This window comes from Stenotrophomonas mexicanensis (genome assembly GCF_032911605.1).
GTDB lineage: Bacteria > Pseudomonadota > Gammaproteobacteria > Xanthomonadales > Xanthomonadaceae > Stenotrophomonas > Stenotrophomonas maltophilia_A.
Genome location: NZ_JAWJTG010000022.1, coordinates 1 through 22,484, shown reverse-complemented (window position 1 = coordinate 22,484; position 22,484 = coordinate 1). Strand labels below are relative to the sequence as shown.

Below are 22,484 nucleotides of genomic sequence, written 5' to 3'. Positions count from 1 at the left end.
TACACTTCACGCATGACCGAAGACTTCTTCCACATGACCAGCCACCGCCCGTACCTGCTGCGGGCGCTGGTGGAATGGATCAACGACAACCAGCTGACCCCGCACATCCTGGTCGACGCCGGCGTCCCCGGCGTGCAGGTCCCGCCTTCGGCGGTCAAGGATGGCCGGGTTGTGCTCAACATCGCCGAACGCGCTGTCGTGCGGCTGATGATCGACAACGAGATGGTGAGCTTCTCGGCGCGCTTCTCCGGCACCAGCTACCCGGTGCAGGTGCCGATCAGCGCCGTGCTGGCCGTCTACGCCCGCGAGACCGGGCAGGGCATGGCACTGCCGGATGACATTCCGGGCAGCGAAACTGCGCCGACCAGCGACGAACTGCTGCACGAGGAAGGCACGCCGCCGGACGATACCCCGCCGGCCAGTCCGCCGCCCAAGGGTCGCCCGAACCTGCGCGTGGTCAAGTAATCCCTCTGACGCCGCCCCTCAAGGGTGGCGTTTTTCATTTGATGGCTTAAGCGGTGGGGGCCGACCGTTGGTCGGCACGCCGCTGCCGCTGCGCGCGCCGGGCATGGCCCGGCGCTACCGCCTAGATGTCCTCGGCATCGTCCACATCCGCGCGGATCTGGCTGATCCGCGCCGCGCCCGGGCCAGTGAACGAGATCAACTGGTCGCCGCGCAGCACCATGCGGCCCACGTGGCGATCGATGCCATCGTAGGAATACTCGAACTTGAACGTGCGCTCGAAACCGAGCCGGCCATCCTCGCCGCGCGACAGGCGCAGGCCGGTGGCATGCACCGCCTGGTCCAGCCATTGCACGTCGGCTGCGCGGCAGGCATTGCGACCCAGCTCGACCGCGCGCTCGGCGGCCGAACGCGCAGCGTTCCAGAAGAAGTAGATAATTCCGCCGGCAATCAGCAACAGCAGCAGGGTGGGCATGGCGTCAGCCGTCAGAGGTCGATTCCGCAAAGATGGCGGCGAACGTGCGCTGGATCAAGCGCTGGATTCACCGCCGCGGCTGCGGTTCGCTGGATACCGGTTGCGCGGGCACGATGACCGGTTGCGGTGTCGGGGCGGGCTGCATCGGCGTCGCAGTGGGAGAGGGCATCACCAGCGGTGATGTGGCGGTCAACTGCAGCAGCGCTGCCCAGTCCTGCCGGTTGAAGCTGCATTCGTCCTCGCGGCCCGGCGTGCAGCTGGGGTCGATGCCGGTGCTGTTGCGTTCGCGCGCGGGCGGCAGCTTGATCAGCCCGGTGCGGTCCAGCGGCAGCAACCGCATCGCCACGGTGTTCATCACATTGCCACCGACCAGGTACAGGGTCTGGTCGCCGCCAAGATTGGCCGCTACCACCACTTCGCAATGTGATTTCCAGTGGCCCACCGAGCCATTGCCCAGTGCCTGCACCAGCCCGCTGTAGCTGAGCGTGGTGCTGCGGTCGCGCAGGAAGCACAGCAGGTCGCCCGGTGCGGGCTTTGCGGTCGCGGGATCGACCAACCGGTACGGCACGCCCGAGGGGCCGCCCTGGTACGCGGCACGGATGTAGTCGATGTGGCGTGGCGAGGTGTTGAACCCGGGAACGCCGGACTGCACCATCACCCAGGAAATGAACGCGGCCGACCAAGGGTTGTCGACCAGGAAGGCGCGGCAGTCGCTGTCGGTGTAGCGCGTGCCCAGCGGTGCCAGGCAGCTGCTGGCGCCGGCGATGCTGCCCATTGCGTTGAGCGTGCCGCTGTTGCGCCAGTAGCCGGCCACGCGCTGCCAGGCGATCAGGCCGTTGTCGGCCAAGTGATCGCTTTCGGCCTCGGTGACACTGAGGCTGGCGGCGCGGCCATCGCGATCAATGAAGGGCCGGAACCACAGCCGGTGCTCGTTGCAGGCGGTATTGCGGATGGCCACCGCTAACGGGCTCAGGCCGAAGCGGGGCGGCACATCGCAGGCTTCGGCGGCCGCTGCGGACAAGGGGGCTGCGGCCAGCAGCAGGCAGGCAGGCAAGAGCATCCGGCGCATGCGCGGCTCCTGTGGGGGATGACCGCAGCGTCGCAGCGCTGTCGTGAACGCCGGGTGTGAGAACCGGGTCAGGCCTCAGCCCGGCGGCGGGCCCAGCTTCAGCGACAGATCAATCGCCTGCACGTGCTTGGTCAGGCCGCCAATGGAAATGCAGTCCACGCCGTCCTCGGCGATCGAACGCAGGCCACCGAGTCCGACGCTGCCGGAGACTTCCAGCGGGATGCGGCCCGCCGTGATGCGCACCGCCTCGCGGCGCAGGTCGGGGCTGAAGTCATCCAGCAGGATGCGTTCGCAACCGGCTTCCAGCGCCTGGCGCAGCTGTGCCAGGTCTTCCACCTCGACCACCAGCGGCAGCGCGGGCCATTGCCGGCGCGCGGCAGCCACGGCTGCGGCGAGCGAACCGGCAGCGCGGATGTGGTTTTCCTTCAGCATCACCGTGTCGTACAGGCCGAAACGATGGTTCTCTCCACCGCCGCAGCGCACCGCGTACTTCTGCGCCAGGCGCAGGCCGGGCAGGGTCTTGCGGGTGTCGAGGATGCGCGTGCCGGTGCCGGCCACGGCCGCCACGTAGCGCGCGGTGGTCGTGGCGGTGCCGGACAGCGTCTGCAGGAAGTTCAGCGAAGTGCGCTCGGCGCTCACCAGGCTGCGGCTGCGCCCGTGCAGCAGCGCCAGTACGGTGCCGGCGGTGACCGTGTCGCCCTCGGAGACATGCCATTCGATGCGCACGTCCGGGTCGAGCGCGCGATGGGTGGCGTCGAACCAGGGGCGGCCGGCGATCACCCCGTCCTGCTTGCACAGCAGGTAAGCGCTGTCGGCCTGGTCGGGCAGCAGGGCGGCGGTGACGTCACCGCTGCCCAGGTCCTCGGCCAGCGCACGCGCGACATCGGCGGCGACAACGGCCGCATCCGGCGTCGGCAGCGCGCTCATGCGGCCGGGAAGTCGGCGATCTGGGCGGTCGGGATGGCTTCCTCGGCCAGCAGCACCGGGATGCCGTCGTCAACGCGGAACACCTGCTTGCGGTCGCGGGTGACCAGCGCTTCGCGCAGCGGCTGCGCCAGCGGGTTGCCATCGGCCTTGTTCACCGCGCCGGCGGAAATGGCCTTGTTGAGGGCTTCCAGGCCCTTGCCATCCAGCAGGGACAGGGGCTGGCGGGTGTCCGGTGACACCAGCAGGTCGAGCAGCTTGCGATCCATGGTTCTTCGTCTTGCGTGGAAGATGGCTAGAATACGTCTTTAAGGCAGGTGACGGCCAATGACCCCCAACCCGATCGCGCCGCTTGTCGGCATCGTCATGGGTTCCCGTTCCGACTGGGAAACCATGCAGCACGCCGCCCAGAAGCTTGAAGCTCTGGGTGTTCCGTTCGAAGTGAAGGTAGTGTCCGCGCATCGGACGCCGGATGTATTGTTCAGTTACGCCGAGCAGGCGGGCCCGCGTGGCCTGCGCGCGATCATCGCCGGTGCCGGCGGGGCCGCGCACCTGCCGGGCATGATCGCCGCCAAGACCGCCGTGCCGGTGCTGGGCGTGCCGGTGCAGTCCAAGGCCCTCAACGGCATGGATTCGCTGCTGTCGATCGTGCAGATGCCGGCCGGCATCCCGGTCGCCACCTTTGCCATTGGCAACGCCGGCGCTTCCAACGCCGCGCTGTTCGCCGCCGCGATGCTGGCCAGTGACCAGCCGGCGATCGGCCAGGCGCTCGACGCGTTCCGCGCACGCCAGACCGAAGACGTGATGGCCCACGACGATCCGCGCCAATGAGCCTGACCGTCGGCATTCTGGGCGGCGGCCAGCTCGCCCGCATGATGGTACTGGCCGGTGCGCCGCTGGGATTGCGCTTCGAACTGTACGACCCCGCAGCCGACGCCTGCAGCGGCCCGCTGGCGCCGCTCACCGTCGGTGCCTTCGATGACCGCCAGGCGCTGGCGGATTTCGCGGCCAAGGTCGACGTGGTCACGTTCGATTTCGAGAACGTGCCGGCCGACAGCGCGCAGTTCCTGGCCGACCGCGTGCCGGTCTACCCGCCGCCGGCCGCACTGGCCGTGGCCCAGGACCGGTTGAGCGAGAAGACCCTGTTCCAGCAGCTGGGCATTCCGCTGCCGGCCTTCGCTGACATCCGCAGCCGTGACGAGTTGGCCGCGAAGGCTGCCGAGTTCGGTCTGCCGTGCATCCTCAAGACCCGCCGCCTCGGTTACGACGGCAAGGGTCAGTTCCGCCTGCGCAGCGAGGCCGACATCGATGCCGCATGGGATGCGCTGGGTGCGCAGGTCGAGCGTACTGGTCTGATCCTGGAAGGCTTCGTGGCCTTCCAGCGGGAGGTCAGCGTGGTTGCCGTGCGTGGCCGCGATGGCAGCTTCGAGGCCTGGCCGGTCACCGGCAACTGGCACGTCGACGGCGTGCTGTCGGCCAGCGTGGCGCCGGCCGTGTTGTCGGCCGCCGAGCACGAGGCTGCGATCGGCTATGCCCGTCGCGTCGCCGAGCACCTGCAGTATGTCGGCGTGTTCGCGCTGGAGCTGTTCTGCCGCGATGGCGAGCTGTTGGCCAACGAGATGGCGCCGCGCGTGCACAACTCCGGCCACTGGACCATCGAAGGCAGCGAGACCTCGCAGTTCGAGAATCACCTGCGCGCTGTGCTGGGCCTGCCGCTGGGCAGCACCCGCATGCTCGGCCATGCCTGCATGCTGAACTGGCTGGGCGCGATGCCGGACCCGGCGCCGGTGCTGGCCCAGGCCAGCGGCCACTGGCACGACTACGGCAAGGAGCCGCGTGAGGGCCGCAAGGTCGGTCATGCCACGCTGCGCGATGATGCTGCTGATGCACTGGCCGATGCACTGGACCAGGTGGGTCTGGAGCTGGGACGTCAGGCCCAGGTGGCGCCGGCGGTAGACGCGCTGCGCAACCGCTGAACCCGGTAGTGCCGGCCGCTGGCCGGCAATGCAACGATGTGGCGCGCCGGTGCAGGCATCGGCGCAACATTCCCGGTGGTAGCGTGGAGCTCCTTTCACAGGAGTCACGACCATGCTCGACTGGAATGCCTACCGCAAGGAACTGAAGGGCCGCATCGGCGAGATCGGCAAGCTCTCGCCGGATACGGTCAAGGGCTATGCCACCCTGGCCAATGCCGGCGCCCAGACCAACCACCTGGATGCCAAGACCCGCGAGCTGATCGCGCTGGCCGTGGCAGTGACCACCCGCTGCGACGGCTGCATCACCGTGCATGTGGATGCAGCGCTGAAGCACGGCGCCAGCCGCGAGGAAATCGCCGAGGCGCTGGGCGTGGCAGTGTCGCTCAATGCCGGCGCGGCGCTGGTGTACTCGGCGCGGGTCATGGACGCGGTGGCCGCGCACGAGAGCGCGTGAAGCTCCGTACTGTTTCCCGGTAGTGCCGGCCGCTGGCGGGCGGATCGGGTATGGTCGTGCGCGTATGGGGATGCCGGCCAGCGGCCGGCACTACCCCGTGGCGGAGCCGCTGCCTCAGCGCAGCTGGCTTTCGGCGAATTCCCAGTTGACCATCTGCCAGAACGCGTCCAGATAGCGCGCGCGATCATTCTGGTAGTCGGTGTAGTAAGCGTGCTCCCAGACGTCGCAGCACAGGAGCGGGGTGCTTTCGCCGGTCAATGGCGTGCCGGCGTTGCGGGTGGCCTGCAGGCCCAGCTGCCCGCCCGGATGCTGCACCAGCCACACCCAGCCCGAGCCGAACAGGCCCAGTGCGGTGCGGTTGAATTCCTCGCGCAGGCGCTGCACGTCGCCGAACTGGCGCTTGACCAGCTCGCCCAGCCGCCCCTGCGGCTCACCGCCGCCGCGCGGGCGCAGGCACTGCCAGTAGAAGCCATGGTTCCAGGCCTGTGCGGCGGCATCGAACAGCGTGCCCTGGGCGTGGCGGACGATCTCTTCCAGTGACGCTTCCTCCCACTCGGTGCCGAGGATGCCGGCATTGACCGCATCCACGTAGGCGCGATGGTGGCGGCCGTGATGCAGTTCCACGGTCTGTGCGGACAGGTGCGGCTGCAGGGAGCCGGAAAGGTAGGGCAGGGCAGGCAATTCGACAGGCATGGACAGGTTCGTGGCCAGGGGGCGGCGGCAGCCGGTTCCATCCGCTTACAATGGCGGCTACCGTGGGCAGTCTAGCCGACCATCACGGTCGGTTTGTCCGACGAAGCAAGGAGTGTGGTTGTGGCGGTAATGCAGCAAATCCAGGCCGAGGTCGATCGTTACCCGCTCGTGCTGTTCATGAAGGGCACCCCGCAATACCCGATGTGCGGCTTCTCCAGCCGCGCCGTACAGGCGTTGATGGCGGCCGGCGCGGTCACCCTGCGCACCGTCAACGTGCTGGAAGAGCCCGAGATCCGCGCCAACCTGCCGCGCTTTTCCAACCTCCCGACCTTCCCGCAGCTGTTCATCAACGGTGAGTTGATCGGCGGCTGCGACATCGTGCTGGAGCTGTTCGAAGCCGGCGAGCTCAAGCGCATCGTCGAAGAGGCGACCCAGGGATGAGCGCCTGGCCATCGACGTCACCGACCGACGGGGTGCTCGATGGCCGCCCTTTGCAGGATCGCGTGGTACTGGTTGCAGGCGCCGGTGGTGGCTTGGGCAGTGCGGCGGCCGTTGCGGCCGCAGCGGCCGGTGCCACCGTGGTCCTGCTGGGCCGCAAGCCGCGCCGCCTGGACCGTGTCTACGCCCAGGTGCAGGCGGTCGGCCCGGAACCCCTGCTGTACCCGTTGGACCTGGAAGGCGCAGGCCCCGACGACTATGCCGAGCTGGCCCAGGCCCTGCAGCGCGAGCTGGGGCGGCTGGACGGCCTGTTGGTCTGTGCCGCCCACTTCCCGGGCCTGACCCCGTTCGAGCTGGCCGACCCGGCCAGTTTCGCCCGCGCGGTGCACGTTACCTTGACCGCGCCGGCCTGGCTGGCCCAGGCCTGCCTGCCACTGCTGCGGCAGCGCGAAGATGCGGCGCTGGTGTTTGCGGTCGATGCCCCCGACCGGGTCGGGCAGGCTTACTGGGGCGGTTACGGTGTGGCCCAGCATGGCCTGCGTGGCCTGATCGCCAGCCTGCACGACGAACTCGGCCGCAGCCCGGTACGGGTCAGTGGCCTGTACCCCGGCCCGCTGCGCACAGCCCTCCGGGCCCGGGCGTATTCCGTAGACCAGGACCCGGCCGCCCAAGGCCCGGAGGCCGCCGCCGCTGCGGCCGTGACCCTGTTGTCCGGTGCTGGCGCCACCTGGCGCGGCCGGATTCTCGATGCCAGCGGGGCGTCCCCGGCCGAGTGAGCGCCGGGGAAAGGCGGAGTGAAGAACCCGTCACGATTGCGTTGCGATCCGGTGCCGTTTGTCGCACAACCGTCACATTGATGGCGTAGCGTGTTAATCTAGTGTTAACCGTTGTGGCTTCCTTCAGCCAAGCGGTAGGGAACCCCAGATAAATGTCCGACCAGCCACCCGCAGGGCTGTTTGGATGCGCTTTTTTCCGCCATCGCCAACTCGCATCGAGGCTACCGAAAAATGACCCACCCACTCCGGATGTCCAAGCTCACCCTTGGTCTCGTGGCTGCGCTCGCCGCCGCTCCCGCCTTCGCCCAGAGCACCTCTGCCGGTGTCGGCGGCCAGGTGATGTCCGCCGCAGGCCAGCCTGTGGTCGGCGCTGAAGTCACCATCACCCACACCGAGTCGGGCACCGTTTCGCGTGCCACCACCGATGCGTCGGGTCGCTACAACGCGCGCGGCCTGCGCGTGGGTGGCCCGTACACCATCACCATCACCAAGTCCGGTGAAGGCACCAAGACCGAAGAGGGTGTCTTCCTGAACCTGAACCAGGTCAACACGGTCAACGCCAATCTGGGCGGTGATCTGGCCGCGACCAACCTGGACGCCGTGAACGTTGTCGCCACCGCCGGCGGCCTGGACCTGTTCAGCGCCACCAAGATGGGTAGCGGCACCAACGTGACGCGCGAAACGATGGACGCGCTGCCGTCGGCCAACCGCAACATCCAGGACTACATCCGCCTGGATCCGCGCATCTCGCAGGTCAGCAAGGCTGACGGCGCGATCTCGGCCGGTGGCCAGAACACCCGTTACAACGCCATCCGCATCGACGGCATCAGCGCCTCCGATCCGTTCGGCCTGGGCTCCAACAACCTGCCGACCGAGCGTCAGCCGGTGTCGATGGACGCCATCCAGGAAATCAACATCGACCTGGCCAACTACGACACCACCATCGCTGGTGGTACGGGTGCGGTGATCAACGCCGTGACCAAGTCGGGTACCAATGAATTCCACGGCACCGTGTACGGTTCGTACCGCGACAAGGACATGGTCCGTTCGCGTCTGGAAGGTGATCGTACGGACTTCAACGGCTTCAAGGACGAGAAGACCTACGGCATGACCTTCGGCGGCCCGATCGTCAAGGACAAGCTGTTCTTCTTCACCAACTACGAAAAGTACGAGCGTAGCGGTGGCGGCGTCAGCCTGAGCGAAAGCCCGTACAACAAGGATCCGGCGAAGGGTGGCATCAGCGACGCCGACATCTCGGCCGTGCAGAAGCGCATGGCGGAACTGGGTCATCCGGTGGGTAGCGTCAGCGACCTGAACAACAAGACCGAGATCGAAGAGTACGCGGTCAAGCTGGACTGGAACATCAACGAGAACCACCGTGCGGCCCTGCGCTACAACAAGATGAAGCAGGACGTCGTCCGCTTCCCGCAGGTCAGCAGCAGCGCACTCTCGCTGAGCGATTTCTGGTACACCCAGCCGACCCAGTACGAAACCTGGATGGGTGAGTTGTTCAGCGACTGGTCCGAGAACTTCTCGACCGAGTTCAAGATCTCGCACAAGGACTACTCGTCCAACCGCGTCGCTGCCTCGCACCTGCCGCAGATGCGCGTCCGTTTCGGCAACAACTCGCTGTACCTGGGTACCGAGCAGAACACCCACACCAACCTGGTCGAGTCGAAGGAACTGAGCGCCTTCGGTGCCGGTACCTGGTACGTCGGTGACCACACCATCAAGTTCGGTTTCGATTACACCGACAACGACCTGATGAACTTCTACGGCCGCAACCTGTACGGCGCGTATGACTTCCGTGACCTGGCCTCGTTCCTGAAGGGCACCGCGAACGGCTACCAGCTGCGCGTTCCGCGTCCGGGCGGCAGCCTGGATGACATTCCGGCCAAGTTCCATCTGAAGAACACCGGTCTGTTCATCCAGGATACCTGGGCGGTCAACTACAACCTGAGCCTGATGTTCGGCGTCCGCGTGGACATCCCGGACTTCACCAGCCAGACCAAGTACAACGCCGACATCCAGACGCTGTATGGTTACAACAACACCAAGCTGGTGGACAAGAGCCTGATCCAGCCGCGTGTCGGCTTCAACTACACCTTCGACAGCGATCGCCCGACCCAGCTGCGCGGTGGCGTGGGCCTGTTCGGCGGCGCTGCCCCGAACGTGTGGCTGGCAGGTGCTTACCAGAACACCGGCCTGAACTACGTCGAGTACAACGTTCCGGGTAATCCGGGTGGCTTCAGCGTCGATGCCGACAATCCGTTCATTCCGGACCCGTCGCGTATCGTTGCGCGCCAGAACGTCGACATCATCAACCCGGGCACCCGCCTGCCGTCGGTGTGGAAGGCCAACCTGGCCTTCGATCACGAACTGCCGTGGTACGGCATCGTGGCGTCGGCCGAACTGCTGTTCACCAAGGTCAAGGATGGCCTGTACTTCGAGCGCCTGGACCTGACCAATGGCAAGGGCAATGGCCCGACCTACGTGTCCGCACAGGACGGTCGTGAGATCTACTGGAACGACAAGGGCCTGAACCAGGCCAACAGCAAGATCGACAACCGCAGCGGCGACAACCTGGGCATGGAGAACGGCACCAACGGCGTGCTGAACCGCAACTACCGCCCGAACAACATCGGCGACGTGCTGCTCCTGCGCAACACCAACAAGGGCCGTGGCAGCCAGGCGACCTTCTCGCTGGCCAAGCCGCTGACCGAGAACTGGGGCTGGTCGCTGGGTTACACCTACACCCAGTCGAAGGAAGTGAGCCCGCTGACCAGCTCGCAGAACACCTCGAACTGGAACAACACCCAGATCCTGAACGCCAACGAGAACATCGCGTACAACTCGCGCTATGCGATCAAGGACCGTGTCACCGGTACCCTGGAGTGGAAGCACAACTTCTTCGGTGACAACGCCACCCGCGTCGGTCTGTTCTATGAAGGCCGTTCGGGCCGTCCGTACAGCTACGTGTTCTACAACGATGCCAACGGCGACAGCGCAATCGGCAACGACCTGTTCTACGTGCCGAAGGGCCCGGGCGACGTGATCTTCGTGGGTGGTGCAACCATGGAGCAGAAGTTCTTCGACTGGCTGGCGCAGAATCCGGAACTCGATGCTTACCGTGGCAGCACGGTGCCGGCCAACCAGCACCGCGCCAAGTGGGTCAACAGCTTCGATGTCCGCATCAGCCAGGAGTTCCCGGGCTTCGCGAAGACCCACAAGGGTGAGATCGCGCTGGACATCATGAATGTCGGCAACCTGCTCAACAAGAAGTGGGGCCTGATCGACGACTACGGCTTCTACGCCACCCGTCGCGTGGGCAACTTCGCAGGTATCGATCCGGCCACCGGCAAGTACGTGTACTCGTTCACCGGTGCGGATGATTCCTCGGTGCAGGAAAACAACAACGACAAGGGCAACACCGCCGTGTCGCGCTGGTCGATGCAGCTGACCGTGAAGTACAAGTTCTGATCCATCAGAGCCTGAAGCAGTAAGTGAAAACGGCCGGGGAAACCCGGCCGTTTTCCGTTCATGCGAAAGTCCTTGCAGGTCATCTGGCATCGGCGTAGCATCCAGAAATGTGCGCGGTGCCAACGCCGCCGATGCGGTCCCGGAAAGGCGAACGCGGGAAGCACACATCCAACGGTCGGGCTTCCCGGCCGTTTTGCTTTTTAAGGGGGCGGCAGTACAGTCGGAAACCTTGAAGGAAGCGAAAAATTGGACATGACCACGAACGAAAAATCAGCCCGTGCACTGCCGGTGCAGGATGCGCGGATCTACCCGCGCGGTGGGCTGGATGTGCTGTCGCGGGCCGAAGTGGCCCGCCTGCGCGATGCGTCTGCCGGCGGTATGCACGAGCTGCTGCGCCGCTGCGCGCTGGCCGTGCTGACCAGCGGCAGCGCCTCTGACGATCCGCGCGCGGCGCGCGATCTGTATCCCGATTTCGACATCCAGGTGGCGCAGCAGGATCGCGGCGTGCGCATCGACCTGGTCAATGCACCGGCGATGGCCTTCGTCGATGGCGAGATCATCCGCGGCGTCGCCGAACTGCTGTTCGCCGTGGTGCGTGACCTGGCCTACATGGCCATCGAGATGGGCCCGGCCTACGCGGCCGAGCTGGAGTCGTCCGAGGGCATCACCAACGCGGTGTTCGGCCTGCTGCGCAATGCGCGCATCCTCAACCCGGGCGACCCGAACCTGGTCGTGTGCTGGGGTGGCCATTCGATCTCGCGCGACGAGTACCTGTACACCAAGCAGGTGGGTTATGAGCTGGGCCTGCGCGGCCTGGACATCTGCACCGGCTGCGGTCCAGGCGCGATGAAGGGCCCGATGAAGGGCGCCACCATTGCCCACGCCAAGCAGCGCCGCACCGTGACGCGCTACATCGGCCTGACCGAGCCGGGCATCATCGCGGCCGAGTCGCCGAACCCGATCGTCAACCACCTGGTGATCATGCCGGACATCGAGAAGCGCCTTGAGGCCTTCGTCCGCATCGGCCACGGCATCATCGTGTTCGCCGGTGGCGTCGGCACCGCCGAGGAAATCCTGTACCTGCTCGGCATCCTGCTGCGCGAGGAAAACAAGGACCTGCCGTTCCCGCTGATCCTGACCGGCCCGACGGTGGCAGCGCCGTACTTCGAGCAGATCGATCGCTTCATCCGCCTGACCCTGGGCGATGCAGCCGCCGAGCGCTACGAGATCGTCATCGGCGACCCGGTGGCAGTGGCAAAGAAGATGGCCAACGGCATCAAGCGCGTGCGTGAGCACCGCCTGGCACAGAAGGACTCGTTCTTCTTCAACTGGTCGATCGAGATTCCGTGGGAGTACCAGCAGCCGTTCGTGCCGACCCACGAGGCAATGGCCGCGCTGGACCTGCACCACGGACGTGCCCCGCACGCGCTGGCGGCCGACCTGCGCCGGGCGTTCTCGGGCATCGTTGCCGGCAACGTGAAGGAAGACGGCATGCGCCGCATCGAGCAGTTCGGGCCGTTCCAGATCCACGGTGACCCGGACATGATGCAGGCCCTGGACGCGCTGCTGCGCGCCTTCGTCGAACAGCGCCGGATGAAGATCTCCGGCGAATACCAGCCCTGCTACCAGGTGCTGGCCTGAGCCTGCGCCGGCGCGATGGGGATCGCGCCGGGACAGGCAGGGGAGGGCGGGCCGTCAAGGTGTTGACGCCCGTCACCCCGGAATGACCGTTCATCCTGCCGCCGCTTGCCGGTGGCAGGGCGATGGCCCATCGTGGCCATCAACACGCTGGGGAGCGTCCAATGTCTTTGCGCCGGCAAAACGGCTTTACATTGATCGAGTTGATGGTCACGTTGACCGTCTTCGTGATCTTGGCGTCGATCGCCTATCCCAGTTTCCGCGGAATGATCCGCTCGAACCGCCTGGCGACCGCCAACAATGAACTGATTGCCCTGACAGGCCTGGCGAGAGGCGAAGGCATCCGCAACAGCCGTGGTGGTGGTGTCTGTGGCAGTACCGATGGCACCGGTTGCGATGGCGAATGGTCCAAGGGTGTCCTGGCCTGGTCGGATCTCGATGGAGATGGCCAGTTGGGGGGCACCGATACCGTGTTGCGGTTTTCGCAGGGCAACCCGCAGTTGAGTGTGGTGGGGCCCGCGGGTGCGACCATCGCGTTCGACGGTCGCGGCCGTCGCAGGGCGGCTGCGGACCAGACGCTGGTGCTGTCGCCGGACACCTGCAAGACCGGTGAGCCCAAGAGTACATTGACGATCAACCAGTCCGGCCAGGTCCGGGCGACCAAGGGAACCTGCTCATGAGCCGACGCAAGCTTGCCGGCCCGCGTTCTTCGCAGGGTGGTTTCAGCCTGATCGAGGTGATGGTGGCCATGCTGATCCTGGCGTTCGGCCTGCTGGGCTTCGCCTTGCTGCAGACCACCAACGTCCGCTTTGTGCAGAGTGCGAATTACCGCACCCAGGCCACCAATCTGGCCAATGACCTGATCGAACTGATGCGTGCCCAGCGCACCGATACCCTGGCCGGAGGTGCTTACTCCGCCGCTTCGTTCTCGGCCGGCTCGGTGACCGCGAAGGGCGCGTGCGCCTGGCCAACCGGTGCTGCGGTGACGCCGAAGACCAATGTCGCGCGATGGCAGTGCGAGGTCGTCAAAACGCTTGGCGAAAAGGCCAGCGCGGAGGTGAAGTTCACCCAGAGTACCGGTCAGGTAAGCGTCGCGATCACGTGGGGGGACCAGCGCTGGGACCCCGAGAATCCCGACAGCCTGACCACCTTTGGCTTGACCACTTTCCTGTGAACGTGCCCATGAGTCCGTCTTCGCGAATCCGCGGCTTGTCGCTGATCGAACTGATGATCGCCATGGTCATCGGCCTGGTGTTGATGCTGGGCATCACCCAGATATTCATTGCGTCCCGCGCGGCTTCGCGCCTGTCCGAGGGCGCTGCCCGGACCCAGGAGAATGCCCGTTTCGCGTTGGATTTCCTGCAGCGTGACCTGCGTATGGCCGGGCACTTCGGCTGCGTGAACGACCAGGCACATGTGATCAAGAACACGGGCGATGTCCGCTACAACCTGGGAATCGCTTCCGGCAGCGGTGATCCTCTGGACTTCTCTGTACCGGTACAAGGCTATGAAGCTGCCGGCACCGCGCCGACCAACACCCTGACCCTGGGCCGGGCATGGAGTGCCGCAGGCTCGGTGCCCAAGAGCATCACCGATCTGAAGCCGAAGCCGCTGCCCGGCAGCGACATTCTCGTGTTGCGGCTGCTGAGCCCGGAGGGAGCCGTGCTTGCCTCGGCAAGCGTGGACGGCACCGCCACCACGTTGACAGTGTCCAGCGACGGCATGGCGCGTCTCAAGGCCAACGCCGCAGGTACTCCCACCGTATTCGCGCTTGCAGATTGCACCCGCGCCGACGTGTTCTCGGGCGCCATCACAGGTTCTACGGTAAAGGTGGACAAGGTCGACCTGACGGGTTACTCGGTCAACAACGCAATGACCATGCTGTACCGCGCCGATGGCCTGGTGTACTACATCGCGACCAACGGCAACAATGAGCCATCGCTGTTCAGGGCACGTGCCAATGGCGCAGGTGGTTATGGCACGGGCGAGGAGCTGGTGGAGGGCATCGAGAACATGCAGGTCCTGTATGGCCTGGATGCGACGACCGATATCGCCCTGGCCACGCCGCCGACTGGGCGGATCGTCGATCAGCGCGTAGCCAGCAGCGTCAGTACCGCTACCGATGCAACGGCAACCGCCGCGTGGCGACGTGTCGGGATGGTGCAGGTCGGTCTGCTGGCCAGGAGTCCGCAGCGTGCTTCGGCCGAAGCACCGGGTGCGGCCGACAACTATCTTGGAGTGCTCGGGGTGACCATCGCGCCGGGTGATCCCTATGACCAGCGTCATCGCGGGGCCTATGAAGTCTCCGTTGCGCTCCGCAACCGCCTGTTCGGGAACTGACGACCATGCGACCAATCACTCGCTTTTCGCGTCGCCCTTTTTCTGGTCCTGCCCGCCAGCGTGGTGCGGTGCTGTACATTTCGCTGATCCTGTTGATTCTGCTGGCCCTGCTGGGAGTGATAGGCATGCAGGTGGCAGGCATGCAGGAGCGCATGGCATCGGGCTACCGCGCTGGTAGCTTGGCGTTCCAGAACGCCGAGGGGGCTGCGCGCGGGGCGGAAAATGCAGTCGAGAAAATCGCCAACCGACAGTCAGCGGGTGACAACCCGATGGTCAGTTCCGCCGACATCGATCAACGCTGCGACGATGGTTTCGATCCGTCCGACTGGGTGGCCAAGACCAAGCTGGGCAGCAAGCCGGCGGTGAAGGTCCGGCAGATCCAGGGCTGCATCCAGGGAGAGGGGGCGCTGGACATGGGAAAGCCGCTGGAGACAGCAACGCCGGTTTACCAGATCACGACGTATGCCAGTGATACGACTTCCGACGCGACGTCGCGTTCGGCGGTCGATACCGTATTCAAGCTGTGAGGCTGGGGAGCCCATGAACACGCGCAATCGCAGAATCCTGGCAGGCGTTGGCCTTGCCGTCTTGGCCGCCGGCGGCTATCTGGTGCATACGCTGATGGCGGCACAGGCGCAGGGGGTGTTGGCCCAGGAGCCGATGAACGTTCAGGTGCAGACGCCGCCAGCGTTCATCATGGCGGTAGACGACTCCAACTCGATGACCTTTGAGCGCATGTTTCCAGGGGGCGATGGGCGTCTGATCTTCAACTCGTCAACGGGCAGCTTCTTCAACAATGATGGCAGCTTCTACAGTGTTGGCCGTGATTGCACGAGCAGCTCGGTCGATTGCTATCTTTATCTGTATCCACATTCCGATTACAACGAACGCTATTCGTACGGCCGTGCGATTCCGCCGTTGGACATCTTCGGGTTCGCACGTTCGCACGTCTACAATGCGAGCTATTACAACCCTGCTGTCACCTATAAGCCATGGATAAAGGCTGACGGGACACGCTGGGCCGACGCAGTCCTTGACAAGGTGCGCGTTGACCCTCGCACCGGATTTGCGGGCAACCTTCAGTTGTACAACATGCTGGCGACCCGTGCGTCGAGTTCAGAGGGTTTCCAGTTCGTTGACGGAATGCGGATTCCGAATCTCGCCGACACCGGTAACGAGTATTACCGGAGCGGCAGCTGGCGCACGGCTGCGCGGGATATCAGCTCCGCGGTTCAGTATGGTGTGAAGTACTTCCCGGCGACGTTCTATCTTCCAGAGAATGCGCCCGCTCCCTATGGCTACAAGAGCGACGATGCCAATCGCCCGGTGATCGCAGGTGCTTGTGGTCCAAAGTGCAATCTTCGTCGTTACCAGATCAAGAGCGAAAACTACAATATCGACGGGGCGTACGGTCTGGCGATCCAGAATTTCGCCAACTGGTTCCAGTATCACCGCAATCGCACGCTCGCCATCATCGGTGCATCGACGGAGGCTCTGTATGGCGTCGACAACATGCGCGTGGGCTACTTCACGATCAATGTCCTGAAAGACGTGAAGATGCATGATCTGGTGACCAATCGAAGCGATCTGTACGAGCAGATATACGGCCTGAAGCCGATCAGCGGCACGCCCAACCGTCGCGCGGTGGAGTACCTGGCAGAACAGTTCCGACGTACTGATGATGGCGCGCCGGTGATGCGGGCGTGCCAGCGCAATGGTGGCATGTTGTTCACTGACGGCTACACCAACTCCGGTAATGTGCCGAATGGATCGTTTGGCAATGCCGATGGGGTCAATACCACCGATCTTCCCAGCGTTCCATTCGCGGATGGTTACAGCAATACCATGGCGGACATCACGGCCGCCTATTATTCCGGTAGCAAGACCCCGCTGCGTTCGGGTACCGGATTCGCAAAGGGCCAGGTGCCAGTGGATGAGCGCTGCGCGTCACTGGACAAGAGCAGTGCAGACTGGAAGCGGCTGGATTGCCAGACTGACCTGCATATGAACTTCTACGGCGTGACTCTGGGTGCGCAAGGGCGCATCTATGGTGTCAATCCCGCTGCGACTGCGGACCCTTTCAAGAATCCTCCTGATTGGAACAGCAATCCAGATCCTGCAAAGGTTGACGATGGCACGGTTGTCGACGAAATCTGGCACGCCGCGCTGAACAGCCGCGGTGAGTTCATCAATGCGCAGACGCCCAATGACGTGACGGTTGCAATGCGCCGGGTGCTGGAATCAATCACTGCCGGCAAGTCACCGTCTGGAACACTGGGCATGACCGGCGCCCGCATTGGTGCAGGCTCGCTGTCGGTAACGCCCAGCTACGACATCCGCAATGGTGCGACCGACTGGTCGAGCAAGCTCAAGGCTTCGACCGTCAGGATCACTGGTGAACAGGTCGCTGTGTTCAGTGAGGCCTGGGAGGCGTCCGCCAAGCTGTCCTCGAGTGGTCGTCGCATTGTCGCCAACAAGGCGGGCAGCGTCGTCGACTTTGGGGCGGGTACGATCAGCCTGACCGACTTGTGCAGCAAGCCGGATGGCAAGTACGCCACGATGCTGGTGTGCAGCCAGGATAAGTTGAAGGACATTGATGCTGACCTGAGCACGGCCATCCGCTATCTGAAGGCGGATGCATCGATGGAAAAGCGCAACGGTGGCAAGTACCGTGACCGCGCGACACCGCTGGGTGACATCGTCACATCCGCACCCGTGGTGAGTTCGCCGATTGACGACTATGGCTATCGCCAGCTTGGTGGAAGCTATGCGGTCAGCTACGCCAAGTATCTCGATACCAAGGCGAAGGGCCATCGCTACATGGTGTACGTGGGCGCGAACGACGGCATGTTGCATGCCTTCGACGGTGGTATGGGTGCCTCGGGTGAGATGGACAGCAGCGGTGGCACCGAGAGCTTCGCCTATATTCCCGCAACTGCGCTGGGCCACATGGCAAACCTGTTGTTCCCCTTCAAGCCGGACAGCAAGGACCAGACCTTCCGTCATCGCTATTACGTCGATGGACCGATCACGGTCTCCGACATTTTGAATGGAAGCACGTGGCAGACAGCGCTGGTCGGCACCGCCGGTGCGGGCGGTCGCTCAGTGTTCGGATTGGATGTGAGTGCTCCGGGTTCCTTCGGCACCGGCGAAGTGTTGTGGGAAATCAATGACATCAATGCGTCGTTGCCCGAGAACGTGCGCAACAACATCGGGTTTGTGCTGGGCAAGCCAGTAATCGTTCCTGTAAAGGAAGGCAACGGCATTGCCTGGAAGGCGATCTTCGGCAACGGCTACAACAGTTTCAGTCGCAAGGCGGTGCTGTTCGTGGTCGACATGGCCACTGGCAGTGCACGGATGATCGAGGCGGCTGAAGGAACTGCTGCAAACGGTATCAGTGGTGACAATGGCCTGGGCAACGTTGTGGTGGTGGATCGTTGGCGAGGCGATAACCAGAACGTGCGTGGCCGGGATGGGCTGGCGGACACCGTCTATGCAGCCGACCAGCGAGGTGCGGTCTGGAAGTTCGATCTGACCGACGGCAAGGACACCGCGTTGTCGACTCCCGTGTTTACCACCCAGGTCAGCCAGGATACGGGCGGGCGCAATTATCGCCAGCCCATCACCGGCGGCATGACGGCAGCGACCGGGCCGTCTGGTGGCGTGATGCTGTACTTCGGTACGGGCAGCTTCTCGTTCTACTCGGACAAGGACGACAAGACACAGCAGGCGCTGTATGCGGTCAACGACCTTGCTGGAAAGAGCGTTGCGACGACGTTGACGGCTTCCAATCTCGTCCCCTACACGGCCGCCACACCAGCAACCGGCGCGGAGGCGCGCAAGATCGTTGCAGGTACTGCGCCTGCCAATGCGCGTGGCTGGATGGTCAGTCTTCCCACAACCAATGGAGAGCGGTTCGTCGGCAACCCATTGCTCGTCAGCGGCATCATGTTCCTGCCTACGTATGTCCCCAATCTGGAATCCGTGGGTTGCTCGACGAGTGGTTCGAACTGGCTGTTTGGTCTCTCGTCGCTGACCGGCGCGGCCGCGCTGGAGAATGTCCGGGCCGGATCGCCCAAGGGTGAAAAGCCAGCAGCGGGCACGGCAGGTATTCTGCTGAAGAGCGAGGGCACTGCCCCGATCAGGGACGTATCGCTGTCAGTGTTGCCGCGTCTTGGCACCGGCAAGGAGGGCCCGCCCGGGGGCAGCTCGTGCTGGATGGTGGTGGGCGCCGCCGGTAGCCAATCGCTGTATCTGCCCTATCCCTGCGGTCGCCAGTCCTGGCGCCAGCTGCAATGATTCCGATGCAAGGAACCCATCACATGTTTGCTGTCTCCTCGCCTCGTCGTGCGGCCGGCTTCACGCTGATCGAGCTGATGATCGTGGTGATCGTCATCGGCATCCTGGCGGCAATCGCGATTCCCTCCTATCAGAGCTACGTGAGGCGATCGCATCGAGCAGTTGTAAAGGCGGACATGGCCGAGTATGCGCAGCGTGCCGAGCGCTACCACTCAAGCAACAATTCCTATGCCGGATTTGCGCTGCCCAGCAAGGTCTCGCCACGCGAAGGTGGTACGGCCCGCTACAACCTGGCGTACAAGGGGGACGGCACAACCTTCACGATCACCGCCACGCCGCAGGGCACGCAGACCAAGGACAGCTGCGGCAAGCTGAGCCTGGACCAGGCCAACCGCAAGACAGCCGAAGCGGCCCTTTCGGACTGTTGGTAAGTCAGGTGTTGATCTTCCGGTAAACGGTCAGTACAATGCGCCTCCCCGCCCGAATAGCTCAGCCGGTTAGAGCACTTGACTGTTAATCAGGGGGTCGTTGGTTCGAGTCCAACTTCGGGCGCCAGATACTGCAAAAGCCGCGAGAAATCGCGGCTTTTGTTTTTCTTGCGTGGATGTTCAGCAGGGCATGTTGCGGTCCGTGCGTTCACTGCGTGTGCGCCCGCCATTGTTGACAATCAGCTTGCCATGCAGGCGGCTGCCGGCGCAGATGCGCAGGGTCAGATTGGCACCAGGGCTCCGCCCATCGGCCTGGAAAAACAGTTGCGGGCGGCCACTGCTCGCCTGGGCCAGGATCAGGACGTCGGAACGCCCGCGCTGGTGTGTCAATACCATGTCGGATGATGACGGCGATCCTCGGCGGGTGCCGCTCCGGTAGACGATCCAGCCGATGCTCCAGTCGCTGATGCAGTGCAGTCCATCGTCGCTGGCGCACACGCCGATCAGCTCGCGCCGCCTCAGGGCTTCGCTGCGAGCACTGGAAAGACCCGCATGCAGGCTCAACTGCAGGGCATCGGCGCGCTGCCGCAACAGCAGGGACTGCAGGGAGGGCCAGCCGGCCGCCAGTAGCACGGCCATCACTGCCACGACCGCCAACAGTTCGACCAGATGCATGCCTCGCGGTGCGGTAGGGCTGGGGAAGGGGAGGTGGCGCATGGGTCCAGCCTCCCTTGTCCAGCTAGGCGCCACCATCAGCCAACGCCGCGCTCACCTGCCCGAAAACCCCTCAGCGGGCCGTCACTCCATGCCCCGTATACTCACTACTCCCGGGAACTGGCACCACCATGAGCGACCGTTTTGAACTCGTCTCGCCGTATTCGCCGGCGGGCGACCAGCCTGATGCCATCGCGAAGCTGACCAGCAACTTCGAAGCGGGCATCGCCAAGCAGACGCTGCTGGGCGTGACCGGCTCGGGCAAGACCTACACCATCGCCAACGTCATCCAGAACGTGCAGAAGCCGACGCTGATCATGGCGCCGAACAAGACGCTGGCGGCGCAGCTGTATGGTGAGTTCAAGGCGTTCTTCCCGCACAACGCGGTGGAGTACTTCGTCAGCTACTACGACTACTACCAGCCGGAAGCCTACGTACCGTCGTCGGACACCTTCATCGAGAAGGACAGTTCGATCAACGAGCACATCGAGCAGATGCGGCTGGCGGCGACCAAGACCCTGCTGTCGCGCCCGGACGCGATCGTGGTGGCGACGGTGTCGGCAATCTATGGCCTAGGCGCGCCGGAAGACTACCTGTCGCTGCGCCTGATCCTGTCCAAGGGCGAGCGCATCGACCAGCGCGACCTGATCAACCACCTGACCCAGCTGCAATACACGCGCAACGAATACGAGCTGCAGCGCGGTACGTTCCGCGTGCGTGGTGAAGTCATCGACGTGTTCCCGGCCGAGTCGGACAGCGAGGCGCTGCGCCTGGAGCTGTTTGATGGCGAGGTCGAGAAGATCACGTTGTTCGATCCGCTCACCGGCGAGACGCTGCGCAACATGCAGCGCTTCACGGTCTACCCGAAGACCCATTACGCCACCACGCGCGAGCGTGTGCTGGCGGCCATCGAGACGATCAAGGTCGAGCTGAAGGAGCGCCTGGAGCAGCTGTACGCGCAGAACAAGCTGGTCGAAGCGCAACGCCTGGCGCAGCGCACCCAGTTCGATCTGGAAATGATGGCCGAGGTCGGCTACTGCAACGGCATCGAGAACTACTCCCGGCACCTGACCGGCAAGAACGCCGGCGAACCGCCGCCGACATTGTTCGACTACCTGCCAGCCGACGCGCTGCTGGTGATCGACGAATCGCACGTGACCATTCCGCAGATCGGTGCCATGTTCAAGGGCGACCGTTCGCGCAAGGAGACGCTGGTCGAGTTCGGGTTCCGGCTGCCCTCGGCGCTGGACAACCGGCCGCTGCGCTTCGAGGAGTGGGAAGAGCGCTGCCCGCGCAGCATCTATGTGTCGGCCACGCCAGGCCCCTATGAGTACCGCGAGGCCGGTGACGAGATCACCGAACTGGTCGTACGCCCCACCGGGCTGATCGACCCGGTGGTGGAGATCCGCCCGGTGGGCACCCAGGTTGACGACCTGATGAGCGAGGCCAACGCGCGCATCAAGGCCGGTGACCGTGTGCTGGTCACGACGCTGACCAAGCGCATGGCAGAGAATCTCACCGAATACCTGACCGAGCACGGCATCCGCGTGCGCTACCTGCACTCGGACGTGGACACGGTCGAGCGCGTGGAGATCATCCGCGACCTGCGCCTGGGCAAGTTCGATGTGCTGGTGGGCATCAACCTGCTGCGCGAGGGCCTGGACATGCCCGAGGTGTCTCTGGTGGCGATCCTGGATGCCGACAAGGAGGGCTTCCTGCGCTCGACCGGCTCGCTGATCCAGACCATCGGCCGTGCCGCCCGCAACGTGCGTGGCAAGGCGATCCTGTATGCGGACAAGATCACCCGTTCGATGCAGGCGGCGATCGACGAGACCGACCGTCGTCGCGCCAAGCAGGTCGAGTACAACGAGCAGCACGGCATCGTGCCGCGCTCGGTGGCGCGTCCGATCACCGACGTGCTGGAAGGTGCGCGCTCCGATGCGGCCGAGAAGGAAGCAAAGAAGGGCAAGGGCAAAGGCAGGCCCGGCGTTGCCGAGGAGGGGAGTGACTATCGATCGCTCAGCCCGGCCCAGCTGGCGTCCCGTCTCAAGGCGCTGGAGCAGCAGATGTACCAGCACGCCAAGGACCTGGAATTCGAGGATGCCGCCCGCGTGCGTGACCAGATCCGGCAGCTGAAGGAAGCGAGTCTGGGCTGAACGCGGCAGTGCAGCATCTTCTTCACAAAAGTGTTGCGCTTCACGGCCGGCATCCGTAATATACGCGGCCTGCACTGACGCAATCGCGGACGTTCAGAAGCAAAAACGGGCGGTTAGCTCAGCGGTAGAGCACTACCTTGACATGGTAGGGGTCACAGGTTC

The 22,484-nt window shown here is 64.5% G+C and carries 21 protein-coding genes and 1 tRNA gene; 16 read left to right on the top strand and 6 right to left on the bottom strand.

The genetic code is table 11. The features are described 5' to 3' along the window. The first annotated feature begins 12 nt into the window (after window positions 1-12). Window positions 13-465, top strand: a complete 453-nt coding sequence (locus tag R1L06_RS11145; RefSeq protein ID WP_019659028.1) for a ClpXP protease specificity-enhancing factor — start codon at window positions 13-15, stop codon at window positions 463-465. A gap of 121 nt (window positions 466-586) precedes the next feature. On the opposite strand, the gene R1L06_RS11140 is transcribed toward R1L06_RS11145, so the two are convergent. The 4 genes from R1L06_RS11140 to R1L06_RS11125 form a co-directional block, all read right to left on the bottom strand. Continuing rightward, window positions 587-937 (bottom strand): DUF3301 domain-containing protein, encoded by a 351-nt coding sequence (locus R1L06_RS11140; protein ID WP_012510594.1) that lies wholly within the window; start codon window positions 935-937, stop codon window positions 587-589. A 67-nt stretch (window positions 938-1,004) separates the two neighbouring features. Then, window positions 1,005-2,006, bottom strand: coding sequence for a DUF2272 domain-containing protein (locus tag R1L06_RS11135; protein WP_032128881.1), 1,002 nt, complete (start codon window positions 2,004-2,006; stop codon window positions 1,005-1,007). 75 nt (window positions 2,007-2,081) lie between these two features. Continuing rightward, window positions 2,082-2,933 carry a carboxylating nicotinate-nucleotide diphosphorylase gene (nadC, locus tag R1L06_RS11130; protein ID WP_049423252.1) on the bottom strand — a complete coding sequence of 284 codons (852 nt, stop codon included), beginning with the start codon at window positions 2,931-2,933 and terminating at the stop codon, window positions 2,082-2,084. Beyond that, complete coding sequence (locus tag R1L06_RS11125; protein ID WP_005408847.1) at window positions 2,930-3,199, bottom strand: Trm112 family protein; 270 nt, start codon at window positions 3,197-3,199, stop codon at window positions 2,930-2,932. The genes nadC and R1L06_RS11125 overlap by 4 nt, the downstream gene beginning before the upstream one ends. A gap of 58 nt (window positions 3,200-3,257) precedes the next feature. On the opposite strand from R1L06_RS11125, the gene purE reads away from it, so the two are divergent. The 3 genes from purE to R1L06_RS11110 all read left to right on the top strand — a co-directional run bounded on the left by purE (window position 3,258) and on the right by R1L06_RS11110 (window position 5,360). Beyond that, window positions 3,258-3,761, top strand: coding sequence for a 5-(carboxyamino)imidazole ribonucleotide mutase (gene purE / locus R1L06_RS11120; protein WP_005412808.1), 504 nt, complete (start codon window positions 3,258-3,260; stop codon window positions 3,759-3,761). Beyond that, window positions 3,758-4,906, top strand: a complete 1,149-nt coding sequence (locus R1L06_RS11115) for a 5-(carboxyamino)imidazole ribonucleotide synthase (protein WP_317217728.1) — start codon at window positions 3,758-3,760, stop codon at window positions 4,904-4,906. Before purE ends, R1L06_RS11115 begins: the two co-directional genes overlap by 4 nt. A gap of 112 nt (window positions 4,907-5,018) precedes the next feature. Then, entirely contained in the window at window positions 5,019-5,360 is a 342-nt protein-coding gene (locus tag R1L06_RS11110) for a carboxymuconolactone decarboxylase family protein (RefSeq protein WP_004152082.1), read from the top strand. Window positions 5,361-5,474: 114 nt separating this feature from the next. Here the strand turns inward: R1L06_RS11110 and R1L06_RS11105 are convergent, their stop codons facing one another. Continuing rightward, complete coding sequence (locus R1L06_RS11105) at window positions 5,475-6,053, bottom strand: superoxide dismutase (RefSeq protein WP_032128886.1); 579 nt, start codon at window positions 6,051-6,053, stop codon at window positions 5,475-5,477. Window positions 6,054-6,173: 120 nt separating this feature from the next. On the opposite strand from R1L06_RS11105, the gene grxD reads away from it, so the two are divergent. The 11 genes from grxD to R1L06_RS11050 all read left to right on the top strand — a co-directional run bounded on the left by grxD (window position 6,174) and on the right by R1L06_RS11050 (window position 19,579). Continuing rightward, complete coding sequence (grxD, locus tag R1L06_RS11100; protein WP_005408852.1) at window positions 6,174-6,494, top strand: Grx4 family monothiol glutaredoxin; 321 nt, start codon at window positions 6,174-6,176, stop codon at window positions 6,492-6,494. Continuing rightward, complete coding sequence (locus R1L06_RS11095) at window positions 6,491-7,267, top strand: SDR family NAD(P)-dependent oxidoreductase (protein WP_317217727.1); 777 nt, start codon at window positions 6,491-6,493, stop codon at window positions 7,265-7,267. Before grxD ends, R1L06_RS11095 begins: the two co-directional genes overlap by 4 nt. A gap of 231 nt (window positions 7,268-7,498) precedes the next feature. Further along, window positions 7,499-10,747, top strand: coding sequence for a TonB-dependent receptor (locus R1L06_RS11090; protein WP_317217726.1), 3,249 nt, complete (start codon window positions 7,499-7,501; stop codon window positions 10,745-10,747). A 252-nt stretch (window positions 10,748-10,999) separates the two neighbouring features. Beyond that, window positions 11,000-12,388: a nucleotide 5'-monophosphate nucleosidase PpnN gene (gene ppnN, locus R1L06_RS11085; protein WP_010486098.1), complete on the top strand. Its 1,389-nt coding sequence runs from the start codon at window positions 11,000-11,002 to the stop codon at window positions 12,386-12,388. Between the two features lie 161 nt (window positions 12,389-12,549). Further along, window positions 12,550-13,065 carry a GspH/FimT family pseudopilin gene (locus R1L06_RS11080; protein WP_032128889.1) on the top strand — a complete coding sequence of 172 codons (516 nt, stop codon included), beginning with the start codon at window positions 12,550-12,552 and terminating at the stop codon, window positions 13,063-13,065. Continuing rightward, window positions 13,062-13,559, top strand: coding sequence for a type IV pilus modification protein PilV (pilV, locus tag R1L06_RS11075; RefSeq protein ID WP_189719760.1), 498 nt, complete (start codon window positions 13,062-13,064; stop codon window positions 13,557-13,559). The genes R1L06_RS11080 and pilV overlap by 4 nt, the downstream gene beginning before the upstream one ends. An 8-nt stretch (window positions 13,560-13,567) precedes the next feature. Continuing rightward, window positions 13,568-14,725, top strand: a complete 1,158-nt coding sequence (locus tag R1L06_RS11070) for a PilW family protein (RefSeq protein ID WP_317217725.1) — start codon at window positions 13,568-13,570, stop codon at window positions 14,723-14,725. A 5-nt stretch (window positions 14,726-14,730) separates the two neighbouring features. Beyond that, a complete protein-coding gene (locus R1L06_RS11065) occupies window positions 14,731-15,252 on the top strand; it encodes a pilus assembly PilX family protein (protein ID WP_032128892.1) in 522 nt (173 codons plus the stop codon). A gap of 13 nt (window positions 15,253-15,265) precedes the next feature. Next, a complete protein-coding gene (locus tag R1L06_RS11060; RefSeq protein WP_317217724.1) occupies window positions 15,266-19,024 on the top strand; it encodes a pilus assembly protein in 3,759 nt (1,252 codons plus the stop codon). Between the two features lie 23 nt (window positions 19,025-19,047). Further along, window positions 19,048-19,455 (top strand): type IV pilin protein, encoded by a 408-nt coding sequence (locus tag R1L06_RS11055; protein ID WP_317217723.1) that lies wholly within the window; start codon window positions 19,048-19,050, stop codon window positions 19,453-19,455. 47 nt (window positions 19,456-19,502) lie between these two features. Beyond that, window positions 19,503-19,579: transfer RNA gene (locus R1L06_RS11050), tRNA-Asn, on the top strand. A gap of 53 nt (window positions 19,580-19,632) precedes the next feature. On the opposite strand, the gene R1L06_RS11045 is transcribed toward R1L06_RS11050, so the two are convergent. After that, window positions 19,633-20,127 (bottom strand): GspH/FimT family pseudopilin, encoded by a 495-nt coding sequence (locus R1L06_RS11045; RefSeq protein WP_032128895.1) that lies wholly within the window; start codon window positions 20,125-20,127, stop codon window positions 19,633-19,635. A gap of 170 nt (window positions 20,128-20,297) precedes the next feature. On the opposite strand from R1L06_RS11045, the gene uvrB reads away from it, so the two are divergent. After that, a complete protein-coding gene (uvrB, locus tag R1L06_RS11040) occupies window positions 20,298-22,322 on the top strand; it encodes an excinuclease ABC subunit UvrB (RefSeq protein ID WP_032128896.1) in 2,025 nt (674 codons plus the stop codon). The last annotated feature ends 162 nt before the right edge of the window (window positions 22,323-22,484 follow it).

Excerpts from the sequence above, each read along its gene's own strand:
- R1L06_RS11145 (WP_019659028.1), top strand. The coding sequence starts at position 13 with ATGACCGAAGACTTCTTCCACATGACCAGCCACCGCCCGTACCTGCTG.
- R1L06_RS11140 (WP_012510594.1), bottom strand. The coding sequence starts at position 937 with ATGCCCACCCTGCTGCTGTTGCTGATTGCCGGCGGAATTATCTACTTC.
- R1L06_RS11135 (WP_032128881.1), bottom strand. The coding sequence starts at position 2,006 with ATGCGCCGGATGCTCTTGCCTGCCTGCCTGCTGCTGGCCGCAGCCCCC.
- nadC (WP_049423252.1), bottom strand. The coding sequence starts at position 2,933 with ATGAGCGCGCTGCCGACGCCGGATGCGGCCGTTGTCGCCGCCGATGTC.
- R1L06_RS11125 (WP_005408847.1), bottom strand. The coding sequence starts at position 3,199 with ATGGATCGCAAGCTGCTCGACCTGCTGGTGTCACCGGACACCCGCCAG.
- purE (WP_005412808.1), top strand. The coding sequence starts at position 3,258 with ATGACCCCCAACCCGATCGCGCCGCTTGTCGGCATCGTCATGGGTTCC.
- R1L06_RS11115 (WP_317217728.1), top strand. The coding sequence starts at position 3,758 with ATGAGCCTGACCGTCGGCATTCTGGGCGGCGGCCAGCTCGCCCGCATG.
- R1L06_RS11110 (WP_004152082.1), top strand. The coding sequence starts at position 5,019 with ATGCTCGACTGGAATGCCTACCGCAAGGAACTGAAGGGCCGCATCGGC.
- R1L06_RS11105 (WP_032128886.1), bottom strand. The coding sequence starts at position 6,053 with ATGCCTGTCGAATTGCCTGCCCTGCCCTACCTTTCCGGCTCCCTGCAG.
- R1L06_RS11095 (WP_317217727.1), top strand. The coding sequence starts at position 6,491 with ATGAGCGCCTGGCCATCGACGTCACCGACCGACGGGGTGCTCGATGGC.
- R1L06_RS11090 (WP_317217726.1), top strand. The coding sequence starts at position 7,499 with ATGACCCACCCACTCCGGATGTCCAAGCTCACCCTTGGTCTCGTGGCT.
- ppnN (WP_010486098.1), top strand. The coding sequence starts at position 11,000 with ATGACCACGAACGAAAAATCAGCCCGTGCACTGCCGGTGCAGGATGCG.
- R1L06_RS11080 (WP_032128889.1), top strand. The coding sequence starts at position 12,550 with ATGTCTTTGCGCCGGCAAAACGGCTTTACATTGATCGAGTTGATGGTC.
- pilV (WP_189719760.1), top strand. The coding sequence starts at position 13,062 with ATGAGCCGACGCAAGCTTGCCGGCCCGCGTTCTTCGCAGGGTGGTTTC.
- R1L06_RS11070 (WP_317217725.1), top strand. The coding sequence starts at position 13,568 with ATGAGTCCGTCTTCGCGAATCCGCGGCTTGTCGCTGATCGAACTGATG.
- R1L06_RS11065 (WP_032128892.1), top strand. The coding sequence starts at position 14,731 with ATGCGACCAATCACTCGCTTTTCGCGTCGCCCTTTTTCTGGTCCTGCC.
- R1L06_RS11060 (WP_317217724.1), top strand. The coding sequence starts at position 15,266 with ATGAACACGCGCAATCGCAGAATCCTGGCAGGCGTTGGCCTTGCCGTC.
- R1L06_RS11055 (WP_317217723.1), top strand. The coding sequence starts at position 19,048 with ATGTTTGCTGTCTCCTCGCCTCGTCGTGCGGCCGGCTTCACGCTGATC.
- R1L06_RS11045 (WP_032128895.1), bottom strand. The coding sequence starts at position 20,127 with ATGCATCTGGTCGAACTGTTGGCGGTCGTGGCAGTGATGGCCGTGCTA.
- uvrB (WP_032128896.1), top strand. The coding sequence starts at position 20,298 with ATGAGCGACCGTTTTGAACTCGTCTCGCCGTATTCGCCGGCGGGCGAC.